This is a genomic window from Actinoplanes sp. NPDC019969 (assembly GCF_055562375.1).
On the sequence record NZ_JBVHFK010000024.1, the window covers coordinates 1 to 24,117 of the forward strand.

General features: G+C 73.6%; 13 protein-coding genes. 7 read left to right on the forward strand and 6 right to left on the reverse strand.

What is annotated here, in order from left to right; all coding sequences use genetic code 11:
* Positions 1-1,095: 1,095 nt before the first annotated feature.
* Both ACZ3II_RS41510 and ACZ3II_RS41515 read left to right on the forward strand, forming a co-directional pair.
* The gene (locus tag ACZ3II_RS41510; protein WP_465526009.1) at positions 1,096-4,098 is read left to right on the forward strand and encodes an AfsR/SARP family transcriptional regulator; all 3,003 of its coding nucleotides are present in this window, start codon (positions 1,096-1,098) and stop codon (positions 4,096-4,098) included.
* A complete protein-coding gene (locus ACZ3II_RS41515) occupies positions 4,091-5,173 on the forward strand; it encodes a class I SAM-dependent methyltransferase (RefSeq protein WP_465526011.1) in 1,083 nt (360 codons plus the stop codon). Before ACZ3II_RS41510 ends, ACZ3II_RS41515 begins: the two co-directional genes overlap by 8 nt.
* A 15-nt stretch (positions 5,174-5,188) precedes the next feature.
* On the opposite strand, the gene ACZ3II_RS41520 is transcribed toward ACZ3II_RS41515, so the two are convergent.
* Both ACZ3II_RS41520 and ACZ3II_RS41525 read right to left on the reverse strand, forming a co-directional pair.
* Complete coding sequence (locus tag ACZ3II_RS41520) at positions 5,189-6,961, reverse strand: VanW family protein (protein ID WP_465526013.1); 1,773 nt, start codon at positions 6,959-6,961, stop codon at positions 5,189-5,191.
* Positions 6,962-7,008: 47 nt separating this feature from the next.
* The gene (locus ACZ3II_RS41525) at positions 7,009-9,039 is read right to left on the reverse strand and encodes an ATP-binding response regulator (RefSeq protein WP_465526015.1); all 2,031 of its coding nucleotides are present in this window, start codon (positions 9,037-9,039) and stop codon (positions 7,009-7,011) included.
* Positions 9,040-9,170: 131 nt separating this feature from the next.
* Here ACZ3II_RS41525 and ACZ3II_RS41530 point away from each other — a divergent pair, with 131 nt between their 5' ends.
* Complete coding sequence (locus ACZ3II_RS41530) at positions 9,171-11,969, forward strand: hybrid sensor histidine kinase/response regulator (RefSeq protein WP_465526017.1); 2,799 nt, start codon at positions 9,171-9,173, stop codon at positions 11,967-11,969.
* Here ACZ3II_RS41530 and ACZ3II_RS41535 read toward each other — a convergent pair.
* Both ACZ3II_RS41535 and ACZ3II_RS41540 read right to left on the reverse strand, forming a co-directional pair.
* Entirely contained in the window at positions 11,948-12,934 is a 987-nt protein-coding gene (locus tag ACZ3II_RS41535) for a TerC/Alx family metal homeostasis membrane protein (RefSeq protein ID WP_465526019.1), read from the reverse strand. The genes ACZ3II_RS41530 and ACZ3II_RS41535 overlap by 22 nt on opposite strands.
* 165 nt (positions 12,935-13,099) lie before the next feature.
* Entirely contained in the window at positions 13,100-13,705 is a 606-nt protein-coding gene (locus ACZ3II_RS41540) for an alpha/beta fold hydrolase (protein WP_465526020.1), read from the reverse strand.
* 306 nt (positions 13,706-14,011) lie between these two features.
* Here ACZ3II_RS41540 and ACZ3II_RS41545 point away from each other — a divergent pair, with 306 nt between their 5' ends.
* The 4 genes from ACZ3II_RS41545 to ACZ3II_RS41560 are packed head-to-tail and all read left to right on the forward strand — an operon-like array spanning position 14,012 to position 23,542.
* On the forward strand, positions 14,012-15,175 hold the full coding sequence (locus tag ACZ3II_RS41545) for a glycosyltransferase family 4 protein (RefSeq protein WP_465526021.1): 1,164 nt from the start codon (positions 14,012-14,014) through the stop codon (positions 15,173-15,175).
* 9 nt (positions 15,176-15,184) lie between these two features.
* Positions 15,185-15,940, forward strand: coding sequence for an MBL fold metallo-hydrolase (locus tag ACZ3II_RS41550; protein ID WP_465526023.1), 756 nt, complete (start codon positions 15,185-15,187; stop codon positions 15,938-15,940).
* A gap of 58 nt (positions 15,941-15,998) precedes the next feature.
* Positions 15,999-18,338: a putative bifunctional diguanylate cyclase/phosphodiesterase gene (locus tag ACZ3II_RS41555; RefSeq protein WP_465526025.1), complete on the forward strand. Its 2,340-nt coding sequence runs from the start codon at positions 15,999-16,001 to the stop codon at positions 18,336-18,338.
* Positions 18,335-23,542: a diguanylate cyclase gene (locus ACZ3II_RS41560; RefSeq protein WP_465526027.1), complete on the forward strand. Its 5,208-nt coding sequence runs from the start codon at positions 18,335-18,337 to the stop codon at positions 23,540-23,542. The genes ACZ3II_RS41555 and ACZ3II_RS41560 overlap by 4 nt, the downstream gene beginning before the upstream one ends.
* Here the strand turns inward: ACZ3II_RS41560 and ACZ3II_RS41565 are convergent.
* Entirely contained in the window at positions 23,539-23,766 is a 228-nt protein-coding gene (locus ACZ3II_RS41565) for a hypothetical protein (RefSeq protein WP_465526029.1), read from the reverse strand. The genes ACZ3II_RS41560 and ACZ3II_RS41565 overlap by 4 nt on opposite strands.
* 18 nt (positions 23,767-23,784) lie before the next feature.
* A complete protein-coding gene (locus ACZ3II_RS41570; RefSeq protein ID WP_465526031.1) occupies positions 23,785-24,024 on the reverse strand; it encodes a hypothetical protein in 240 nt (79 codons plus the stop codon).
* Between the last annotated feature and the right edge of the window lie 93 nt (positions 24,025-24,117).

Here is a 24,117-nt window from a genome sequence, read left to right on the forward strand (position 1 = left end):
CCGTAATCGTCGAAACGACAGCAATCGCCGCATAAGATCAACACACACGGATCAGCGCTGGCCGCCTCTTACACCACGCCAGCGGACGTGACCCACGGGTCCCTTTACTGCGATACCACCAGCCCGGCGCGCTGCCTGTCACCCGCTTGCTCGCGGTCACCCAGCGACTAGCCCCCTGAGAACGACCGTTCTTGCTCGTGCATGCCTCGGGCGTCGCCCAGCGGTCCATTGCCCACTCGAACCGGAGAACGACCGTTCTTGCCCGTGCACGCCTCGGGCGCCACCCAGCACCTGACGTAGCCCATGGCGTCCGATGCGGCCGGTCACCCGTGGTCGTCGTGTCTCGCGGATCCACTGTTGAGCCTTCTTCTCGGTTGCTTCATGTCCGCGTCCGCCGGCCTTCGAACGGGTGAGTCCGTACGCACGATCGGCCATCAAGATCGACCCGTGGGCCGCGTTCTTGTGCGATGCGGTCCGGTCCCGCCTGCCCGAGATCGACAAGGCTCGCGATCTTGGGCAGGCGGGACCGGATTTCCGCAGCTCAGCGCACAAGAAGGGGCGGAAGTTGGATCTTGTGCGCCCCGCTCAGGCGTCGCGTCCACAAGATCGGAAACTGGCCCGGGGAGCCCGGCCGCAGTCGTGACCGCATCACCCCGGACAGGGACTTGACTATTCGCCGTTCAGGATCCCCGGAGGAGCCTCTGTTCAGGCAGTACCACACCAAGATCGGCCGCTGGCGGCGAGCGGCAGCCTGTCCGGCGGGACCCGTCCAGCCAGAGGCCGTCTGGCCGGTAGCAGGGATCTCTGGCTGGTCGTGAGCGCTGTCCCGGGGCGCTGGAGACAGCACTCACGACCAGCCGGAACACCTCGGCTGGCTCTCATGGCTGTCTCGATGGGCGGGAGACAGCCATGAGAGCCAGCCGCACAAGGTCCACCGCGCGTGAGGCGGCGGGCGAGCCGCTGGTTGGAGGGCCGGTGCCGACGCCCTTGATGTTGTCGGTGTGTGCCGGCAGCCGGAGCGGCCGGCGGGTCGTATGCCTGACAGATGGGCGATAAGCGCGTGATCCGGAGAGCCCCGCTGGTCAGAATGACGCGGTGGGGATCGGGGTCGGCGTGCTGGGGCCGGTGGAACTGCGCCGGAACGGTGAGGTCGTCCCGCTGCCGGGTGTGCCGCAGCGGGTCGTGCTCGCCCGGTTGGCGCTGGCCGGTGGGCGGGCGGTTCCGGCGGGCGATCTGATCGATGCGCTGTGGGAGGGTGAACCGCCCGAGAACGCGGTGGGGAATCTGCACAGTTACGTGTCGCGGTTGCGGCGGCATACCGGTGGGGAGGTGCTTCGGCGGGAACCCGGTGGCTACCGCCTGGATCTGGCGCCGGGGATGCTCGACGTCGAGCGGGTGGAGCGGCTCGTTGCGGACGCCCGGGCGCAGGCGCCGGAGGAGGCGGCCGCGATCCTGGCTGAGGCGCTCGGCCTGTGGCGCGGTGATCCGCTGGCTGACGTGGCCGGTCGGTTGACCTTCGCCCCGGACGTCGTACGGCTCGCGGAACTGCGCCGGCACCTGCGGGAGGAGTGGCTGGACCTGCGGATCGCGGCGGGGGCGGCGGCGGGAGCGCTGCCGGAGATCGAGGCGCTGGCCGTCGCTGAACCACTTCGGGAACGTGCGCATCTGCTGCTCATGCGCGCGTTGCACGTCACCGGCCGGACACCGGAGGCGCTGGCGGTGGCGCGGGCCTACCGGGACCGGATCGCCGACGGTCACGGCGTCGACCCGTCACCCGCCATGGGTGATCTTCAGCGGCGGATCCTGGCTGACGACCCGGCGCTGCGCCCCGCAGCGAGCGGGGCCGGAGCAAGAGGCGGAAACCGGACGGAAACGGCAGCTCAAGGCCGGTCCGGAGCCGGCAGCAACGGCGAGGCACGGGCGGACGCCGGCGGACGGCGGGCGGACGACGGCGAGGTGCGGGCGGACAGCGCGGCCGAGCCCGAGCCCGAGGGCGGCGGCGGGACGGAGGACGGCTGGCGGGCCGTGTCCACGGTGGCGTCGCGGTGGCGGGCGGATCGGTTCTTCGGGCGGCGGGACGAGCTGGCCGCGGTACGGGAGGCGCTGGCGGCGGGGCGGCTCACGACGCTGGTCGGGCCGGGTGGGGTGGGGAAGACCCGGCTGATGAGCGAAGCGCTGACCGGGGACGAGTCGGTGGTGGAGCTGGCCGAGCGGTCGGTTCCGGCGGATGTGGCGGCGGCGGTCGCCGGGGCGCTGGGGTTGCGTACCGCGCCTCGCGGTGGGGTCGCCGCACTCGCGGAACGGCTCGGGGCGGCGCCGGTGACGCTGGTGCTGGACAACTGTGAGCATCTGCTGGAACCGGTTCGGCGGCTGGTCGGTGAGCTGCTGGCCCGCTGCCCGGGTCTGCGGGTGCTGGCGACGTCGCGGCAGCGCCTGGACGTGGCGGGGGAGCGGGTGTTGCGGGTCGGCCCGCTTCCGGCGGCGGATCAGGTGGCGCTGTTCTGTGATCGGGCCGCGTTGCTGCGGGCGGACTTCACTGCCGACGGGCGTACGCGTGAACTCGCCGCCGAGATCTGTGAGCTGGTCGACGGCCTGCCGTTGGCGGTGGAGCTCGCGGCCCGGCGGGAGGCGGTCTTCGGTCTCGTGCATCTGCGGGACCGCCTGGGAGCCGGACTGAACGTTCTGGACCCCGCTCGTGGTGGTGACCGCGCGACGGCTGTCGCCGCGACCGTCGAATGGTCGTACCGTCTGCTCGATCCGGCCGCTCAGCACCTGCTGGACCAGCTCGCCGTCTGCCGGGGCGGTTTCACCCTGGACGCCCTGCCGCACCTGGGCGCCGGGGGGAGGAACGCGGCGGAGGCGCTGCTGGCGGAACTGGCCGACGCGTCGCTGGTGGAGGCGAGACCGCCACGCTACCGGCTGCTGGAGACGGTCCGGCATGTCGGGCTGGGGCATCTCGGGGCGGCGGGCGAGCGCCGCGCCCGGGACGCGCATGCGCGCTGGATGGTGGCGCTGGCCACCGAGATGGTCGAGCGGGGACGCGACCGGGACCCGTGGGCCTACCGGGCGATGCGCCAGGAGCTCGCCAACCTGCAGGAGGCGCTGGCCTGGCTGACCGAGGGCGAGGGCGACCGGGACGACGGGGCGCGGCTGGCGGCCATGCTCGCCGTCGTCGGCGCGGATTCGCCGGATCCGGGACTGACCGAGCAGCTGGTCCGGTGGGCGCCGGAGCGGGTGGAGACGGAGAGCGAGGCGTTGCGGGCGTTCGCCGCCGGCACCGGCGAGTGGCTGCGAGGGCGGCTCACGGAGGCGGATCGGCTGCTCACCGCGGCGCTGGACCGGCTCGGGGAGCACCGGCTGCGGTGGGGTGCCCTGCTGATCCGCATCTCGAACGGGATGTTCGCGGGACGGCCGGACGAGGTTCGTGCCGACGCCGGGCGGATCGCGGTGGATCGGCACGCGCCGGCCTGGGCGCGAGCGACCGGGATCTGCTGTGCGGCGCTGATGGACGCCTACGGTGGTGATCCGGCGGCGGGGCAGCGGTGGCTGGACCGGTACGCGGACCGGCTCGACACCGAGCACCTGGACGGGTTCGTCCCGTTCACCCGGGGTGAGCTGCTGGCGGGCAGCGATCCGGAGCGGGCGCTGGCCTGGTACGCCCGGTCGATCGCGGCCAGCGACCGGGCCGCCCTGGTCTACACCGGTCATGTGGCCCGGGTGGCGCGGGCCGCGGCGCTGATCCGGCTGGGGCGGCGTGCCGAGGCGGTCGAGGCGTGCCGGAGTGTGCTGGCGGCGGTGCGGGCGGCCAACATGACGGCCCAGGTGTGGACGATGATCAGGCTGAGCGCGGAGCTGCTCGCCGCTCTCGGGGACACCGGGGCCGCCGCGGCGCTGGTGGCGGCCGCGGACGCCGATCCGATGGCGCCTGCGGTGATGGGCCCGGACCGGGCCCGGCTCGCCGGGATCCGTGCCGCCGCCACGACAGCGCTTCCGTGCGCCGGGGGAGTGGCGGCGGCCGCCGAACTGACCGAGCAGCGGCTGACAGCGAGCGGCAAGGTCACGGCAAGGGGTACGCCGCACCGTGAACGGCATGACTGACACACAGCAGATGCCGGCGCTCGACGAGGCCCGGGCCGAGGCCTTCACCGGGCAACTGATCACCGATTTCGCGGGTGCGGCGAGCACCGCGATGACCGTCCTGGGGGACCGGCTGGGCCTGTTCCGGGCGATGACCGGCGCCGGCCCGGTGACCGCGGCCGAGCTGGCCGCACGGACCGGGCTGAACCCGCGGCTGGTCACCGAATGGCTGCACCAGATCGCGGTGTCCGGGTACGTGACGGTGCACGGCGACCGGTTCGAGCTGCCGCTGGAGCACGCGCTGGCGCTGTCCGTGGTGGACAGCCCGGTGCACGTGGCGCCGGCCGCCGAGATCATCACCGGGTACTTCCTGTCGCTGGAGCACCTGGAGACGGCGTTCCGGTCGGACGGCGGGTTGTCCGGTGAGGAGGTTCCGGGATGCACCTATCACGGGATCGAGCGGTACTTCCGGACCGCGTACGTCAATCAGCTCGCGCAGACCTGGTTCCCGGCGGTGCCGGGGCTGGTCGCGAAGCTGGAGGCCGGCGCGCGGGTCGCCGACGTCGGTTGCGGGCACGGGTTCGCGGACCTGCTGATCGGGCGGACCTGGCCGAACAGCAGGGTCACCGGGTTCGACCGGCACGAGCCGTCGATCGCGACGGCGCGGGCACGGGCGATCGAGGCCGGCAGCCCGGCGAACGTGGTCTTCCACGTGGCCGACGCGACCGGGATCGCCGGGCACGGGCCGTTCGACGTGGTGGTCTACTTCGACGCGCTGCACGACCTGGGTGACCCGGTGGCGGCGTTGACGGCGGCGTACGAGGCCCTCGCCCCGGGCGGCGTCGTGGTCGCGGTCGAGCCGTGGTCGGCCGACGACTGGACCGGCACGATCGGGATGCCGATCACCCGGATCGGGTACGCCTCGTCGACCGCCCTGTGCACGCCCGGTTCGCTGGCCCAGCCCGGCGCGTACGGGATGGGCACCCTGGGCGGCCCGTCGAAGCGGCTGCGGCTGCTGGCCGAGGCCGGTTTCGCCGACCCGGTGCTGGCCGCCGACACCGGCTTCAACCTCGTGGTCACGGCCCGGAAACCCTAGGGATCCCGCCCCGCTTCAGGAGCAGATGAAGCGGGGCTCCGGGTCGTACTTCCACGTGAACTTCTCCCGTTTGACCACCTTGCCGCCCTTCTGGAACAGCCGCCACGCGTCCTGGGTGAAGCCGGGCAGGCCGCCGGTGGCGATGCACGACGGCCCGTCCGGTTTGGTGATCGTCGGCGGCGAGGTGACGTTGCGCCGGGCGCTCCATTCGGTGGACACCTTGTCCCACACCTTGGTGCTCCAGACGGAGACGGTGATGGTGCTGCCGGTGTACGCGGTGTCGATCAGTACCCAGTACGGCGAATCGTTCTGGAATTTGAAGTCCAGATCGGGCCAGAAGATCGTGGACTCGATGACCGCCGGATAACGGTCGAAATAGAACGAGTGCGGCTTGTGCTCGACGTCCTTGAGGCCCGCGTAGTAGGTCGCGTTGAACAGCGTCGTGGTGAACTGGGAGACCCCGCCGCCGACGCCCGGCTGCAGATGCCCGCCGACGATCACCGGCGCGTCCTTGTAGCCCTGCCGGTATCCGCGCTCGCCGGTGTGCTTGTTCAGCGAGAACGTCTTGCCGGGCAGCACCAGGACGCCCCGGACCTGCTTCGCGGCCTGGATGATGTTCTGGCTGCGCGGCGACGACAGCCCACCGGGGAACTTCGTGGTGAAGGTCGAAACCTTCTCTTTCACCCCGAGTTTCGCCAGGTCCGCCGCATCGGTGGCGGGTGCGGCGGTGGTGAGGGACCCCGCGACGGTACGGCTGGACGTGCTCTGGCTCGCCGCAAGAAGCTTCGGCGCGAGACCGGCGAGATCGAGCGCCGTCCCGTCGGTCCCGGCGACGATCGTGGGTTTGCCGCCCGCGAAGGCGAACGACGCGTTCTTCGCCGGCGCCTCGATCTTCGCGAGTTGCGGGGCGAGCGCCGCCCGCAGTCGCGCCGGGTCGAACCGCGGCGTGATCCGCCCGGTCCGGTCGGCGGTCAGCAGCAGGCTCTTCGCGATCGCGGCCGGCGGGATGGTCAGCGTGCCGCGTTCGGAGGTGACCGTGACCGGCGCGGCGACCGCGGGCCGGGCGACCGTCTCGACCAGCCGGTCCACCTCGGCGGCGGTGGTCACCGGCTGCAGCTCGGCCAGTGGGACGGTCACCGGGGTCCCGGACAGCCAGCCGGCCTTCAGCGCCTCGGCTGATCGTTGCGGGTCGAGTCCCCGGCCGGGCCGCGGGTGGACCGCTTTCGGGGTGAGCCCGGCGAACGTGACGGCGGGCGCCCGCATCGCGGTGCCGACCGTCCCGACGGCGGCGCGCAGCGCCGTGTCGAGCAGGGCCGCGTCGACGGTGACGACCGGGGCGACGGCCCGGGTGCCGAACACCGACGGGCGGCCCCGGGCCGCGGTGTCGACGGTCGCGTCCACGTCGACGGCCAGGCCGATGTCCGCGGGCCGGATCCGGGCGCCCCGGCCCTCGACGGTGAGCTGGACCGGCGCGGTCACCGCGGGGTCGGTGGCCAGGTGGGCGTGCAGCGCGGCGGCGGCCTCGGCGCGGCTCTTGCCGCCCAGGTCCACGCCGAGCACGGTCACGCCCCGGGGAACGTCGCCGTGCAGCGTCCAGACGGCGGCGGCCCCGGCGCCGGCGGCGAGCGCCAGGACGGTCAGCCCGGCGGCCAGCGCCCGGCGGCGTTTCGGCGCGGCGGGCGGCGCGGGCGGCGTGGGGGCCGCGGCGGCCGTGGGGAGCCGGTCGTGGATGGGTGTGGCCTGCTGCGGCAGCCGTACGGTCGGCTGACGATCACTCTCGGTGGTCACCGGGCCTCCTGGGGGAGTGGGGGCGGCGAGCCGAGAATGCTAGTCGATCACGTGCGCTGGGTGGCGGACAGTGCGTCCCGTACCGTGCTGACCAGTTTGTCCCGGTCGAACGGCTTGGCCAGGATGGTCGAGCCCGGTTCGAGGTTGTTGCCGTGCTCGTCGAAGAGCGATTCGGCGAACCCGGACACGAACACCACGCACAGGTCCGGCCGCCGGCCCGCCGCGATCCGGGCCAGCTGCCGGCCGTCCAGGCCGGGCATCACCACGTCGGTGACCAGCGCGGCCACCTCGCCGCCGTGGCGTTCCAGCAGGGTCAGCGCCTCGGCCGCGCCGGCCGCGGTCAGCACCCGGTACCCGGCGCCGGACAGCATCCGCGCGGTCACCTGCAGCACCGCCTCCTCGTCGTCGACCAGCAGCAGCGTCTCGCCGCCACCCGTCGCCGGTGGGCCGGACGGTGCGGGCGGTGCGGGCGCGGGCGGGGCCGGCGCGCTGCCGGCGACCGCGGGGAGCGTGACGGTGACCGTGGTGCCCCGGCCGACCTCGGACTCCAGGGTGAGCTGGCCGCCGGCCTGGCTGACGATGCCGTGCGCGGTGGACAGGCCGAGCCCGACCGTGCCGGTGGTCGACTTGGTGCTGAAGAACGGCTCGAAGACCCGGGCCAGCACGTCCGGCGGCATGCCCGTGCCGGTGTCCCGGACCACGATGGCGACCCGGTCGTCGCGGACCGCCGTGCCGATCGTGACGGTGCCCCCGTCCGGCATCGCGTCGGCGCTGTTGCGGACCGCGTTGTGCAGGACCTGGGACAGCTGGTCCGGGTCGGCCTTCACCTTGGGCAGGCCGGCCGCCAGGTCCAGCACCAGGTCCGCGTCCGGCCCGGCGGCGGCGGCCAGCGACCCGGCCCGGTCGCGCAGCAGCGTGTTCAGATCGAGTTCGACCGGCTTGTTGACCTCCTTGCGGCCGAAGGCGAGCAGCTGCTGGGTGAGCGTCTTGGCCCGCTCGCCGCCCTTGATCACCTGGGCCAGGTCGCCGAGCAGCGACTCCGCGGCGTCGGCCGGCATGGTGCCGTCCTGGAGCCCGTCGTTGATCGTCTCGATGGCCAGGTTGGTGTACCCGAGGATGGCGCCGAGGATGTTGTTGAAGTCGTGCGCGGTGCCGCCGGCCATCCGCCGCAGGCTGTCCAGGCGTTCCGCGTCGCGGTGCCGGGCCTCGGCCTGCCGGCGCTTGGTCTCCTCGTGCAGCCGCTGCTCGGCCAGCGTAACGTCGGACACGTCGTCGATCATGAGGACCGCGCCGGTCAGGCCGTCGTCCTCGTCGTGGGTCTGCCGCAGGTGGATGCGCAGCGACCGGGCGCTCCCGTCGATCCGGGTGATCCGGTGGGTGAAGCGCAGCTCGGTGTCCTCGCCGGTGCCGCGCAGCAGGTCCAGCGCGGGCCCCCGGTCGGATTCGCCGAGGCAGTCCAGCCAGCCCCGGCCGACCAGCCGGTCCACCGGTAGCTGGGTGATCTCGGCGAGCCGCGCGTTGACGTAGTCGGCGTACCCGTCCCGGTCGATGATCCCGATGCCGACCGGCGAGGCGACGGCCATCGCCTCGAACCGGCGCTCGGTGTCGTGCAGCGCGCGCACCTTCTCGATCAGTTTGGCGTTGACCGCGTGCAGGTGCGCCTGGGCGAAGTCGGCGTCGGTGGTGATCCCGACGTCGACCGGGCCGCTCGCCAGCGCGGTGTCGATCGCGTCGAGCAGGGCGTCCGGGTCCTGGGAGCGCAGCACCACCTGGCTGACCCCGCACGCCTCGGCGATCGGCCGGGTCTCCGGCTCCAGGTAGTTGGCGGTGTAGAAGATCACCGGAGCCTGAGCGGCCGCCCGGTCCGGGTCGGCGCGCAGCCGGTGGACCAGTTCCAGGCCGTCGATGCCGGGCATCAGGACGTCGGAGACCACCACGTCGGGGTGGTGGGTGTGGGCCAGGCGGAGCGCGTCGGCCCCGTCGTGCGCCTCGATCACGTCGTGGCCCCGGAAGCCGAGCAGCATACGCACGATGTCCCGGTTGGCGGCGACGTCGTCGACGACCATCACTGTCGCCACGGCATCGGCTCCTTGCGGCGAGTCGGTGGGTGCTATGTCCGCATTAAGGCTAAAGCAGAGAAAGGTCGCATGTACGTTGATGCTGAATCGGATTCGGATCAGCGGGGAGCGGGCGCGTGGGGAGCAGGGCGGTGTCACTGCTGACCGGGGTGATCGCGGGGATCACCGCGGTGGTGGTGTCCCGCCGGGCCCGCCGCGACGTCAACAAGGTCGCCCTGGAGAACGCCCGGCTCGCGGCCATCGTCGAGGCCTCCCAGGACGCCATCGTCAGCAAGTCCCCGAACGGCACGATCAAGAGCTGGAACCCCGGGGCCGAGCGGCTGTACGGCTACACCGCCGAGGAGATGGTCGGTCACGACGTCAGCCGCCTGCTGCCGCCCGACCGGCTCGGCGAGGAGCGGGAACTGCTCGCCCGGGTACGCCGCGGTCAGGCCCCCACCCGGTACGAGACCCGCCGCCAGCGCAAGGACGGCGCCATCATCGAGGTGTCGCTGAGCATGGCCCCGATGCGCGACACCCGCGACGCCGTGGTCGGCACCGCCACCGTCGCGCACGACATCACCGCCCGGGTCCAGGCCGATCAGCGCCGCCGGTCCGAGCGCGAGCAGCTCGAGATCATCATCCAGACCGCCAGCGACCCGTTCTTCACCATGGACGGCGCCGGGACGATCACCGAGTGGAACCGGCAGGCCGAACACGTCTTCGGCTGGGAACGCGGGGAGATCCTCGGCCGGGAGGTGACCGGCACGGTGCTGCCCGTGTCGTACCGGCCCGCGCTGCGGCGGCTGCTCGACGGCCGCCTGGACTGGCTGCTGGACCGGCCCACCGAGATGGCCGCCACGCACCGCGACGGCCACGAGATCCCGGTCGAGCTGACCATGTGGCGCATCCGGCACAGCGGCGCCCCGCACTTCCATGGCTTCGTCCGGGACATCACCGCCCGGCTGCAGACCGAGCAGGCCCTCGCCGAGGCCCGTGACCAGGCCCTGGAGACGGCCCGGCTGAAGTCGCAGTTCCTCGCCTCGATGAGCCACGAGATCCGCACCCCGATGAACGGCGTGATCGGGCTGACCGGCCTGCTGCTGGGCACCGATCTCGACGAGCGGCAGCGGCGCTACGTCGAGGGGATCAGCGCCGCCGGATCCGCGCTGCTCGCGGTGATCAACGACATCCTGGACTTCTCCAAGCTGGAGGCCGGGAAGGTGCTCCTCGAGGAGGCGAACTTCCGGCTCCGCAAGCTGCTCCACGAGGTGGTGTCGCTGGTCGCCCCGCCGGACACGCACCAGTGGCTCACGGTCACCGCGTCGTGCGATCCGCGCCTGCCCGCCGACCTCAGCGGCGACCCCGCCAAACTGCGCCAGGTGCTGCTCAACCTGGCCGGGAACGCGGTCAAGTTCACCCCGCGCGGGCAGGTCACCGTGACCGCGAGCCTCGACGACGCTCAGACCTGCGGGCCGGACGCGGTGCCGGTGCGGTTCGAGGTGCACGACACCGGGATCGGCATCGACGAGAGTCAGCGGGAGCAGCTGTTCGAGGCGTTCACCCAGGCCGACGCCGGCACCACCCGGCGGTTCGGCGGGACCGGGCTCGGCCTGGCGATCAGCCGTGACCTGGTCGAGGTGATGGGCGGCCGGATCGGGGTGGACAGCGTCCCGGGCCAGGGCAGCACCTTCTGGTTCACGGTGACGCTGCGGGCCGCGCGGGAGGACCTCGACCTGTCCGAGCGGCACTCCCTGGACGGGCTGCGCGTGCTGGTGGTGGACCGGGACGACGACGACCGGACGGTGCTGGCCGAGCAGCTCGGTCAATGGTCGATGGACGCGATCGGGGTGCCGGACACGGCAGGCGCGGTGGCCGTGATGCGCGACGCCGCCGCCACCGGACGGCCGATCGACCTGCTGATCGTCGACATGCACGCGGCGCCGGGGGAGGCGCTCGCCCTGACCCCGCCGGACTGCCCGGAGCCCAAGACCATCCTGCTCGCCGAGGACCCGCACCACCTGCCCAGCGAACCGGACCTGACCTGGGTGTCGGCCGCCTTCGCCAAGCCGTTGCGGCAGTCGCAGCTGTACGACGCGCTGGTCGGGGTGCTGGCCGAACCGTCCGCCGGGGCCGCGCCGGCCACCCCGCGCCCCACGGCCCGGCGCGGTCACCTGCTGCTCGTGGAGGACAACGAGATCAACCGGACGGTCGCCCTGGGCATCCTGGCGAACCTCGGCTACACCGCCGACATCGCGGTCAACGGCAGGGCGGCGGTCGAACGGGCCGGCCGCCGCGACTACCAGGCGATCTTCATGGACTGCCTGATGCCGGAGATGGACGGGTACGCGGCCACCGCCGAGATCCGCCGCCGGGAGCCGCCCGGACGGCACGTGCCGATCATCGCGCTGACCGCGAGCGCCCTGCCCGAGGACCGGGCCCGCTGCCTGGCCGCCGGAATGGACGAGCACCTGGCCAAGCCGCTCATCCCGGCCGACGTGGCGCGGGTGCTGGACCATTGGGCGGCGCCACCGCCCGAGCCGGAGCCGAAGATGGAGAACACGGCGCCCGCCGGGGTGGTGGCGCAGATCGAACGACGGCTCGGCCAGTTGCGCGGCCCCGACCCGGCGGCCACCGCGGGCGCGCTGGCCGGCCTGCTCGCCACCCTGTCGGCGAAGATCCCGGAACACCTGGACCGGATGCAGCAGGCCCTCGCCTTCGACGACGCGGACCTGCTGCGCACCGAATCACACCAGCTCATGGGGGTGCTGGCCAACCTCGGCGCGACCGCCGCCACCAGCGCCTGCGCCGCGATCGAGACCGCGGCCCGGGCCGGTGACCTGGACGGCGCGGTCGTCGCGTACACCGCGGCCCGCCCGGTCGTCATGGCGGCCCGGGACGCCGCCGATCAGATCCGCCGCCGACCGGCTCAGCCGGCGCCCGTGGACTGAGCGGCGCGGTCCCGGCGATCGGCGTACAGGCTGGTGGCGGTCACGGTGACCAGGGTGAGGCCGATGACCGCCAGGGACGCCGTGGTCGGGACGTCCGGCACGCCCGGCCACGTCTTGTGCGCCCAGTGCAGCACCAGTTTCACCCCGATGAAGGCCAGGATCAGCGCCAGACCGAAGTTCAGGTGCCGCAGCTTGTCCAGGACGTTGTGCAGCACGAAGTACAGCGCACGCAGCCCGAGCAGGGCGAACGCGTTGGTGGCGAACACCAGGTACGGGTCCTCGGTGACGCCGTAGACGGCAGGCACCGAGTCGACGGCGAACACCAGATCGGTCATGAAGACGGCGACCACCACCAGCGCGAGCGGGGTCAGCGCGCGCCTGCCGTCCAGCCGCACGGTCAGCTTCCCGCCGTCGTAGCGGTTGCTCACCGGCATCAGCCGCCGCATCAGCCGTACGCTGCGCATCTGATCGATGTCGACCTGGTACTCCTCGCGCCGCAGCGCCTCCCGGAACACCTTCACCGCCGTCAGCAGCAGGATCGCGCCGAACAGCAGGAACGCCCACGTCCCGCTCTGCAGCACCACCGCGCCGGCCGCGATGAAGATCGCCCGTAGCACCAGCGCGCCGGCGATGCCGTAGAGCAGCACCCGCTGGGCCAGCTCCGGCGGCACCGCGAACGCCGCGAGCAGCAGCATGAACACGAACAGGTTGTCGACCGACAGCGACTTCTCGACGATGTATCCGGTCAGGAACTCCATCGCGGGCCGTTGCCCGTACACCTGCCAGAGCAGCAGGCCGAACGCGCCCGGAAGCGCCAGATAGAACACTGACCAGCCGACCGCCTCGCGCATCGCCACCGCGTGCGGCCGGCGGGTGATCACGAAGTCGACGGCGAGCAACGCCAGCAGCACGGCGATGGAGATCGCCCAGAGCCGCGGGGAAGCGATGGACGGCAGATCGAGCACGGGTCCTCCTCGGACGCGAGTCATCGTCCGAGGTCTCCCTCACCCGCCGAAGATCGCCGGGCGAACGCACGAGGGCACTTCCGTCGTGCCCGTGGTGACCGCCACGCTCTCGCGGAGGTACTCCCCTCGCGGGCCAGCATAGTGCCAACCGCTGATGGCGAGGGATCAGATCAGTCCCCGGAGGGTGGCGGCGAAACGCGCGGGGGCCCGCAGGTGCGGCAGACAGGGCCGCTTGCCCGCTCGCGGCAGGGTGCGTTTCCCGAACCAGCAGCGGTACGAGGAGAGCACGCCCCGATCGAACCGGGACTCGGTGAACTGCCGGTACGGCCCCGGCACCCCGGTCAGGTCGGCGGCCGCCCGATGCTGTTCCGGGCTCTCCGGAGGCGCCGCCGGCTCGTCGAAGGTCAGCACCGCCCGGGTCGCGTAGACGCCCGCGAACGCGTCCGCGAGCAGCGCGCCCTCGCCCTGCCCGACCAGCACCGGCGCCCGGTGCAGGCCCAGGTCGCGGACCAGCACGGCCAGGTCACGGGCCAGCGACTCGACATCGTTGTCGCCGCGGACCGCGGACTCGCCGTGGCCGGGGAGATCGACGGCGACGACACTGCACGCGTCGCCGAGCTCGGCCGCGACCGGCCACCAGATGGTCCGGTCGTAGAACAGGCCGTGCAGCAGCACGACCGGGCGGCCGAACCGGCCCCAGCGGTCGTAGACCAGCCGGTTCTTCGGGGTGCCGTAGGCGTGGGTGGTCCGGCGCGGGGGCTGAGGATGCACGGCGAAGGACTTCCTGGTTCGGGGGGACACCAAACATGCGCATGTTGACCCGGTAAATCCAAACATTACCGGAAATTGATCTCCGGAAGATCGTGATACGTATCGGGACGTGCGAAGTCCGTCTCCTGCCCTGACCAACGCCCCGGCGCTCCGCCCGTGGCGGGCCATCCTCGGATTCGGGCTGGTGAGTCTCGCGGCCGACATGGTCTACGAGTGCTGACCGTGACCCTCAGAATGCGCTGATCGTTCCGCCGGGTGTCACGGACCGGCCGCATGCCGGATCGTGACCCCGTTTTCCCTGTACGCATGCGCATCGCGCTCGTCACCGAATCGTTCCTGCCCGATGTCAACGGCGTCGCCAACTCGGTCGTCCGGATGGCCGACCACCTGGTGCGGGCCGGTCATCAGCCGTTCGTCGTCGCGCCCCTGCCGCCGCCGGGCCGCCGCGCCCCGGTCACCGGCCTGCCGTACCCGGTGGTGCGGATCCCCTCCCTGCCCATGCCCGGCTACCCGCAGCTGCGGCTCGGCCTGCCCGCACCCTCCCTGCACGCCGCGATCCGCCGGCACGCCCCCGACCTGGTGCACCTGGCCAGCCCGTTCGTGCTCGGGGCGTGGGGCCAGGCCAGCGCGCGGGCGCTCGGCCTGCCGTCGGTCGCGGTCTTCCAGACCGACGTCGGCGCGTACGCCAGGGCGTACCGGGTCCGGCTCACCGAACGGATGGCGTGGCGGTGGATCCGGACCGTGCACAACGCGGCGACCCGTACCCTCGCGCCCTCCTCGGAGTCGGTCGCCGCGCTCACCGACCACGGCGTGCACCGGGTGCACCTGTGGCGCCGCGGCGTCGACGACGTGCGCTTCCACCCCGGCCGGCGCAGCGCCGCCATCCGCCGGGCGCTCGCCCCGGACGGCGCGGTGCTGGCCGGGTTCGTCGGCCGGCTCGCCGTGGAGAAGGAGGTCGACCTGCTCGCCGGGGTGGCTCGGCTGCCCGGGGTGCGCCTGGTCGTGGTCGGTGACGGCCCGGCCGCCCCGATGCTGCGCAAGGCCCTGCCCGGCGCGGTCTTCCTCGGCGCCCGGCACGGCGCCCAACTCGCCCGGATCTACGCCAGTCTGGACGTCTTCACCCACACCGGCCCGTACGAGACGTTCGGCCAGACCGTGCAGGAAGCGATGGCCAGCGGGCTGCCGGTTGTCGCCCCGGCCGCCGGCGGGCCGCTCGACCTGGTCGCGCACGGGCGTACCGGCTATCTGGTCCCGCCGCACCGGGCCGGCGGGTTCACCGAGGCGGTGGCCGGGCTCGCCGCGGACGCCGCGCTGCGCCGCGCCCTCGGCACGGCAGGGCGGGAGGCGGTCCGCGGCCGCGGCTGGGACGCCATCGGTGACGAGCTGATCGGCCACTACCGGGACGCGCTCGACGCCGGCCGGTACGCCGCCGGCGGTCACCGGGCAGCGGAACCGGCGACGGTGCGGTAGTCATGGGGGATGAGTGATCTGAGGCTCAACCGCAGGCTCCTGCTCACCGCCGGTTCCGGCGTGCTCGGCGTGACCGTCCTCAACACCCTGACCGGCTGCACCAAGGCCGATCCACCGCCGGCCGGCGGCGCCACCCCGTCGGCCGGTCCGGCGTCCTCGGCCGCCGGCAACGCCGTCACCGGCGACTGGCAGCGGGTCGACCTGTCCTTCGTCTCCGTCTACCTGCTGATCCGTGGCGGCGACGTGGCGGTCGTGGACACCGGCACCGCCGGTTCGGCCACCGCGGTCGAGGACGTGCTGAAAGCCGCCGGCCTGGGCTGGGCCGCGGTGAAGCACGTGATCCTCACCCACCAGCACCAGGACCACGCCGGCGGGCTCCCGGAGATCGCGCCGCTGGTCGGCGCCACCCTGTACGCGGGGACCGATGACGTCACCGGGATCGGCGAGCCGGGCGGCAAGAAGCTGCGGGCGGTCAAGGACGGCGACGAGGTGTTCGGCCTGCAGGTCGTCGGCACGCCCGGGCACACCCTGGGCCACGTGTCGATCTTCGAGCCGCAGACCGGCGTGCTGGTGGCCGGGGACGCGCTGCGCAACCAGGACGGCCTGCAGGGCTCGGCCCCGGAGTACACCTTCGACCAGGCCAAGGCCGCCGCCTCGGTGAAGAGGATGGCCGCCCTGGACGTCCAGGCGATCCTGCCCGGCCACGGCGAGCCGCTCACCACCGGCGCCAAGGACGCGCTGCAGAAGCTGGCCGCGACCCTCTGACACCCGGGCGATCCGCTCCGGCAACCGGTCCGCACCCGGGGCGGGCGATGGTGATCGGGTGGAGTCGACGGGGGACCGGAATCGTGGCGGCCGGGCGCTGCTGCTGGCGGGCGTGCTGCTCGCGCTGCTGACGCCGTTGCTCGGCGACGCCGCACGTCAGGCCGCCTATGTCGTGGTCGCCCTGACCGCGCTGGCCGCGGTGCGGGACGGCCTGCGCCGCCACCCGCGGGCCCGGCGCTGGGCGTGGTGGCCGCTGGGCGCCGCCATGCTCTGCTCGGCGTGCGCGAACGCGATCTGGGGTCTCGGGCTGGCCGCCGGGCTGCCGGTGCCGGACGCGCTGACCCTGGTCGACATCGTCTACCTGGCCATGTACCCGCTGCTCGCGGCCGGGCTGCTGGCCGTGCCGGACACCCGGGGCGCGCGCTGGGGCGGGCTCACCGAGGCCGGCGTCATGCTCTGCACCGGCGTCGTGGTGATGTGGGTGCTGCTCTACGACCCGTTCGTGCACGACGGCGGGCCGTGGACCGGCGCGACCGGGATCATCGCGTACCCCGCCGCTGACCTGCTGGTCCTCGCCGCCGCCACCCGCCTGATCGCGGTGCGGAGCCGGCTCACCCGTTCCGACCTGGCCCTGCTCGGCGCGGTCGTGGTCCTCACCGTCGCCGACGTGTTCTGCTTCCTCTCGGTCGCGGCCGGCGGCGACTGGTCCGGGCCGGGCTGGAGCGCCACCGGGTGGGTGCTGGCGTTCGCGCTGATCGGCGCCGCCGCCCGGCGCCCGGACGCGGGCGGCATCAGCACCCGCGCGGCCGGCCGCCACCGCGCCTGGACGTCGGTGGCCGCCAACATCGCCCTCGTCATGATCGGGCCGGCCGCCACCGCGTACCTGCTCCTCACCGAGGACCCGGCCCGCGACCTGGACCGGATGGACATGGCCGTGCCGATCGGCGCGACCGCGCTCACCGCGCTGCTGCTGGTGGTCCGGCTCACCCACACCAGCGGGCTGGCCGACCGGCGCGCCGCCAGCCTGTACGAGGCCCTCGACGAGCAGGACGGGCTGCAGCGCGAGCTGAGCCACCAGGCCCGGCACGACGCCCTCACCGGCCTGCCGAACCGCACCGAGCTGCAGCACCGGGTCGAGGGCCGGGACGGCGCGCTGATCCTGATCGACCTGGACGGCTTCAAGGACGTCAACGAACGCCTCGGCCACCCGACCGGCGACGCCCTGTTGATCGCGGTCGGCAGCCGGCTGAGGGAGCTGGCGGGCGCCGACGCGACGGTGGCCCGGCTCGGCGGCGACGAGTTCGCGCTGCTGCTGCCCGGCGCCGGGCCGGCCGAGGCGGCGGCCCGTGGCGAGCTGCTGCTGGCCGCGCTGCGCGAGCCGGTGCCGGCCGCCGCGCAGTCGCTGCACGTGACCGCGAGCGCCGGCATCCGGGTCTTCGACCGGCTGGCCGACCCGGTCCAGGTGCTCAGCGACGCCGACCTGGCCCTGTACGCGGCCAAGGCGTCCGGCAAGGACCAGGCCGCCGTCTTCGACGTGGCGATGCGCCAGGAGCAGGCCGACCGGATCCGCCTGCTGGAGAAGCTGCGCGCGGCCGTCGCCGCGGACGAGTTCGCCGTGCACTACCAGCCGATCGTGGCCCTCGACGACGCCCGGCCGGTGGCGGTCGAGGCGCTGGTGCGCTGGCTGCCGCCGGGACAGCCGCCGATCGGCCCGGACCGGTTCATCCCGGCCGCCGAGGACAGCGGCCTGATCGTCGCCCTCGGGGAGTGGGTGCTGCGGCGGGCCTGCACCGACGCGGCCGCCTGGCACCGGAGGTGGGGCACCACGGTCACCGTCAACGTCTCGCCGCGCCAGCTCATCGATCCGCAGTTCACCGCGAAGGCCCTCGCGGCCCTGCGGGACAGCGGCCTGCCCGCGACCGCGCTCACCCTGGAGATCACCGAAGGGGTGCTGGTCCGGTCCGGCGCGCACGCCCAGCAGGCGCTGCTGCACCTGAGCGCGCTGCGGGCCGAGGGCGTCCGGGTCGCCATCGACGACTTCGGCACCGGCTACTCGTCGCTGGCCTACCTTCGGGATCTGCCGATCGACGTGCTGAAGATCGACCGCTCGTTCATGCCGGCCGACGACACCGACACCCAGCAGGCCGCCCTCGTCCGCGCGATCGTCGACCTGGCCGCCGGGCTCGGCCTGACCACCGTCGCCGAAGGGGTGGAGACCGGTTACCACGCCAACCTGCTGCGGGACCTGGGCTGCGAGCGGGCCCAGGGGTACCACTTCGCCCGGCCGGTCCCGGCGGCGAACCTGACCATGTTGCTGGCCGACACGATCACGGTTCAGGTGTGCCCGGCTTCGGCCGAACAGAAGAGTGACGCCGGACGCGGAATGAGTGGCAAGTGACGGAAACAGGGCTGACCGGTATCGAACTGGTCGACGAGCTCGGCCGTGGCGCGTTCACGATGGTGCACCGGGGCCGCCGTGGCGACCGCTGGTACGCGGTGAAACGGCCGCTCGCCGACGCGAGCGAGTACCCGCGGATCCGTACCGAACTCTGCCGTGAAGCGGCGCTGCTGGCCTGTATCGACGACCCCGGCGTGGTCCGGGTGCACGCGGTCGGGGACCTTGACGGGGTGCCCGCGCTGGTGCTCGACCACCTGGCCGGCGGCTCGCTCGCCGACCAGCTCGCCGGCGGCATGATGGCCGAGGACCGGGTGGTCGCGATGGCCGCCCGGCTGGCCCGCGGCCTGGCCGCCGCGCACCGCCTCGGCCTGGTGCACCGGGACGTCAAACCCAGCAACATCATGGTCGGCCCGGACCAGCCGGCCACCCTGATCGACTTCGGCCTGGCCCAGCTCGGCGACGAGCGCGGCGACGCCGACGAGGCGGTCGGCACCTTCCTGTACTCGTCACCGGAGCAGTCCGGCATGCTCAAACGCCCGGTCGACGGCCGCTCCGACCTGTACTCGCTCGGCGTGGTGCTGTTCGAATGCCTCACCGGCCGGCTGCCGTTCGAGGCTGACGACGTCGGTGAGCTGCTGCGCCTGCACCTGGCCGCGCCCGTCCCGGACCTGGCGCCGCTGCGCCCCGGCATCGACCCGGCGCTGGCCGCGGTGGTGTCCCGGCTGCTCGCCAAGGACCCCGACGACCGCTACCCGGACGCCGTCGCGCTCCTGGCCGACCTGCGCGGCTGCCCCGGCGGCGCCACGGCTGACCAGCCCGCCGTCTCCGGCTGGCCGCTGCGCGGGCGGGCCGCCGAGGCGGAACGCCTGTCCCGCCGCTGGGAACGGGCCCGGGCCGGGCAGGGCGGCATCGCGGTGATCCGCGGCGCGGCCGGCTCCGGCCGGACCCGGCTCGCCGCCGAGGTCGCGGCCGAGGCGTCGGCGGCCGGCCTGCCGGTGCTGTGGGCGACCGGCCGCCCGGACGAGGCGTCCCCGCTGGCCGTGGTCCGCGAGGCGACCGCCGCCTGGCGGGCCGGGCTGCGCCGGCTGCCGCCGCAGCAGCGGGCGGTCGTCGAGGAGCAGGTCGCCGCGGCGACCGCGGTGGCCGGCGCCGGCCTGCTGGCCCGGCTGTTCGGCGACGTGCTGCCGGTGGCCGGCGAACCCGCCTCCGGCGGCGACGAGCACGTGCTCGGGGCGGGCACCGCGTTCATCGGCGAGCTGGCCACCCGCTCCGGCGGGCTGCTGCTGGTCGTCGACGACGCCCAGCACGTCGACTCCGGTACCCGGCAACTGCTGGAGAAACTCTCCGCCGAACTGTCCGGCCTGCCGGTGCTGGTGCTGCTCACCGCCCCGGACGGCGTGCCCGACCCGGCGGCCGGGCTGGACGGCCCGGGCGTGCTCGAGGTGACCTGCGCCCCGCTGCCCGCCCCGTCGGTCGCCGACGTGATCGCCTCCCGGCTGCCCGGCGCCGAGGTGACCGTGGACCTGGTCCGGCACGTGACCGCACGGACCGACGGGACCCCGCTGGCCGTGGTCAGCCACCTGCTGCGGCTGCTCGACGCCGGGCTGCTCAGCCCGTTCTGGGGCACCTGGCGCCTGGACATCGCCGGCGCCGACGCGCTGCCGCCGGTCGCGGACATCCGTGACGTGATCGCCACCCGGCTCACCGGGCTGTCCGAGGTCACCCTGAACTGTCTGACCGTGGCCGCGGTGGCCGGCATCCGGTTCCGCCCCGAGACCCTGCTCGCCTTCGGCGAGACCTCGCGTGTTGACTTCGGGTGCGTATCACGGCCGAACTCAACACACCGAACCGCGACCGGGACCGGCGCGGACCCGGTGCTGGACTCGCTCGCGGCCGCCGCCGACCGGCACGTGCTGGAGTCCCGGCCCGGCGGCTGGTACGCGTTCGTCCACCCGCAACTGCGTGACGTGCTGCTGGAACGGCTCGACGAGGAGCGGCTGCGGCGGATGCACGCCGACGTGGCCCGGGCCCTCGAACAGCTGCCGGAGGAGCTGCGGGACGAGGGGCACGCGTACGCCGTCGCCCGTCACCTGCGCCAGGCCGGGGACGCCGCGCCGCCCGCCGACCGCCGCCGCAGCGCCGCCACGGCCGGCCGCCGGGCCCTTGCCGACCAGGCGCCCGCCGAGGCCATCGACTACCTCACCGACGCGGTCACCGGGGACCCGGCGCCGGCCACCGACCTGCTGCACGTGCTGGCCCAGGCGCTGCTGCGGGCCGGGCGGCTGGAGGAGGCCGACGCGGTGCTCGACCGGGCGGTGGACGGCGAGACCGACCGGGTGATCCGGGCCCGGCTGCTCACCACCCGGATCGAACGGCACCACACGGTATGGGCCGACGACAAGGCCCTGGACACCACCCGCAAGGCCCTGTGGGAGCTGCGCCGGCCGCTGCCCGGGGGCGTGCTGGCGCTGGTCACGACGTTGTTCATCGCGTTCGTGGGGGGACTCGTCCGGCGTACCGGAATCGGCTTCGGAACCGCACGCGGCCGCAACCGGGAGGCGCTCGCCGCGCTCGCCGCCGTCCTCGACGCCGGCGGCTATGCCGCAGCGCTCGGCCTGCGCCTGAAGGAGGCCGGGCTGCTCGCGCTCCGGGCCCTGTACGCGGTGAACCGTCTCGGGCCCTGCCCCGAGTACGTCCGGGTGTACAGCCTGATCGGCTACGTCACCGCGGTGATCAAACTGCGCGGCGCGAGCGACCGCTGCCTGCGCCGGGCCGCCGCCGTCGCCGATGAGCTGGGTGATCCCGGCCTGGGCGCCTACGTCGAGTGGATGCGCGGCTGCGCGCTGCTGTTCAGCGGCGCCGACGACGGCAGCGTGTGGGAGAAGACCATCACCCGCAACGCCCGCTGGTACGTCCCGGCCCAGCTCATCCCCGGGTACGCCACCCTGGGCCTGCGCTACCTGCTGCGCGGCTACGTCGACGAGGCGGCCCGCGAGTACGAGCGCGGCGTCGGCCACCTCGCCGACCCGGCTCTCGCGCTGGGCACCTCCCTCGGCATGCTCAGCGTGATGGTCCCGGCCGGGCAGAGCCGGTTCGGCGACGCGGCGGCCGCCCTCAAGCGGCTGCGCGAGGCGTTCCCGCCGGGCGCCGGCACCCGGGTCCAGCGGGCCAACATCCTCACCGCCGCCGCCTGCTTCCTGGTCGAGCAGGGCGAGGTCGGCCCGCAGCTGGAGGAGGTCTTCGACGAGTTCTTCGCGCTGGGGCTGCGCCGCGGCGAGCTGATGCCGCAGCACCGGTGGCTGTACGTGTACCGGGCGCACGCCCGGCTCATCCAGTTCCGGTACGCCGCCGACGCCGACCGCCCGGCCCGCCTCGCCGTGGCCCGCGCCGCGATCCGCGACCTCGGCCGGGTCGGCGGCACCCCGCTGCTGCGCAGCGTCCACCTGACCACCTCGGCGTCGCTGCTCCTGGCCGCCGGGGAGCCGCAGCGCTGCGTCAAGGTCGCCGACGAGGCCGAGCGGCGGCTGCGGCAGGTCGATGCGCCGTTCATCCAGTACGAGGTGTTCCGGATCCGGGCGCGCGCCATGCGGGCGATGGGCATGACCAACGAGGCCGACCGGCAGGCCCGGTTCGCGCTCGGGATGACCATGTTCCACGGGTGGGAGCAGCGGCGGCGGCAGACCCGTACCGAATTCGGGGTGGACGAGGGCGCCGGGACGCATCGCCGGACCGTCGCCGAACGCCGCCCCGCCTCCGGCCGCAACCGGCACCTGGACGCGCTGCAGCAGGTCGGCGCGGCCGCCGCGACCATCCTCGACCCGCAGCAGCTGGCCAGCGTCGCCCTCGACGAGATGCTGCGCATCCTCGGCGCCGAACGGGCCATCTTCTTCCTGCTCGACGAGGCCGGCACGCCGGTCCGGTACGCCGGCCGGGACGCTTCCGGCGACCTCGCCGAGACCGGCGAGTACGGCGCCAGCCTGGTCCGCCGGGTCGCCGAGACCGGTGAGGCCGTCGTCGTCACCGGCACCGAACAGGGCGCCGCCCTCGGCTCCCGCAGCGCCGTCGTGCACGGCCTGCGCAGCATCCTGATCGCCCCGGTCCAGTTCAAGGGCCGCCTCGTCGCCGTCGTCTACCTGGACAGCCGGCTCGCCCGCGGCATCTTCACCGACGAGGACGTCGCCGTGCTCACCGCGGTCAGCAGCCATGTCGCGCTGTCGCTGGAGACCGCCCGGGCCGCTCAGCTGCACTCGGCCGTCGAGGCGGCGCGCAAGCAGCAGGCGCTCGCCGAGATGCTGCGGGCCAGCCTCGCCGAGCTCAGCGCGATCCTGGAGCCGGACCGCCTGCTGCGGCAGCTGTCCGGCACCCTGCAGACCCAGCTCGGCGCCACCGCCGGCTGCCTGATCAGCCGGGACGGCGAGGTGCTGTCGGTGGTCGGCTCGGCGCCGCCCGAGGCGGTCGGCGCGACACTGCAGCTCACCCTGGGCGAGGCGCCCGAGTTGCTGGATCCGGCGGAGACCGCGGGGGTACGGGAGAGAATGCTCGCCGGCGCCCCCGCCGCGCTGGCCGTGCCGCTGACCGGACGGGACGGCCCGGCCGGGGCCGTGCTGGTCGGCGGCAGCCTGCTCGACGACACCAGCCGGCAGGTCGCGGCGGCGCTGGCCACCCAGGGGATGGCGGCGTACGAGAACGCCCGCCTGTTCAGCCGGGTCCAGGAGCTGGCCACCACCGACGAGCTGACCGGCCAGCACAACCGGCGGCACTTCTACGCGATCTCCGGGGCGCTGGTGCAGGCGGCCGCGCGCAACGGGCGCCAGCTCGCGGCCGTGATGCTGGACATCGACAAGTTCAAGTCGATCAACGACACGTACGGGCACGGGGTGGGCGACGAGGTGATCCGTACCGTCGCCGCCCGGATCCGTGGCTGCCTGCGCCACTCCGATGTGCTCGGCAGGTACGGCGGTGAGGAGTTCGCCGCCGTGCTGCCCGATCACGACGGTCACGCCGCCGAGCTGGCCGAGCGGATCCGCCAGGCGGTCTCCGTCGAACCGGTCCCGACCGGGGCCGGCCCGATCCCGGTGACCATCAGCGTCGGCCTGACGCAGCTCGCCCCCGGCGACACCACCCTGGACGAGCTGCTGGCCCGGGCCGACCATGCGCTCTACCGCGCGAAGGAGGCCGGCCGGAACCGCGTCATGATCGACTAGTGGGTCAACTGCTTGCGGCGCTCCCGTACGGCCAGCCGCAGCGCCGGCCACAGGCGGAGCCTGCGGGAGCTGTCACAGGCGGCCAGCAGCCGGGCGAGCGCCTCCCGCTCCTCCGGCGGAACCACCGTGATCACGATGACCACCGGCAGCGCGGCCGCGACGATCTCGGTCATCACGATCACCGCGAGCGCGCCGATCGCGATCAACACCAGGTAGCCGGGCATCTCGAGGACCTCCCGCGCTCAGCGCAACGTCGCGACGGCGGCCGCGACGAGCATCGCGAGGGCGATCGTGGCGGCGAAGGCGACCGTCGCCGCGGCCGCGACCGCCTGGATGAGCTGCCCGATCGGTGCCATCGCCCGCTTCAGGAAGCGGAGGACGACGACGAGGCAGACCGCGGCGACCGTCAGGTAGAGGACGGGCTGTGACAGCAGCGACGTGGTGATCGCTGGTAACGCGGGTGAGGAGAGAAGGAAGGACATGACAGCCTCCGATCCGGGTGTCCGCGCGGGATCGCCGCGCATATGCACCTGATGGGTCGTGGTTGATCACCGTCCGTGATCCGACGCTGGAGG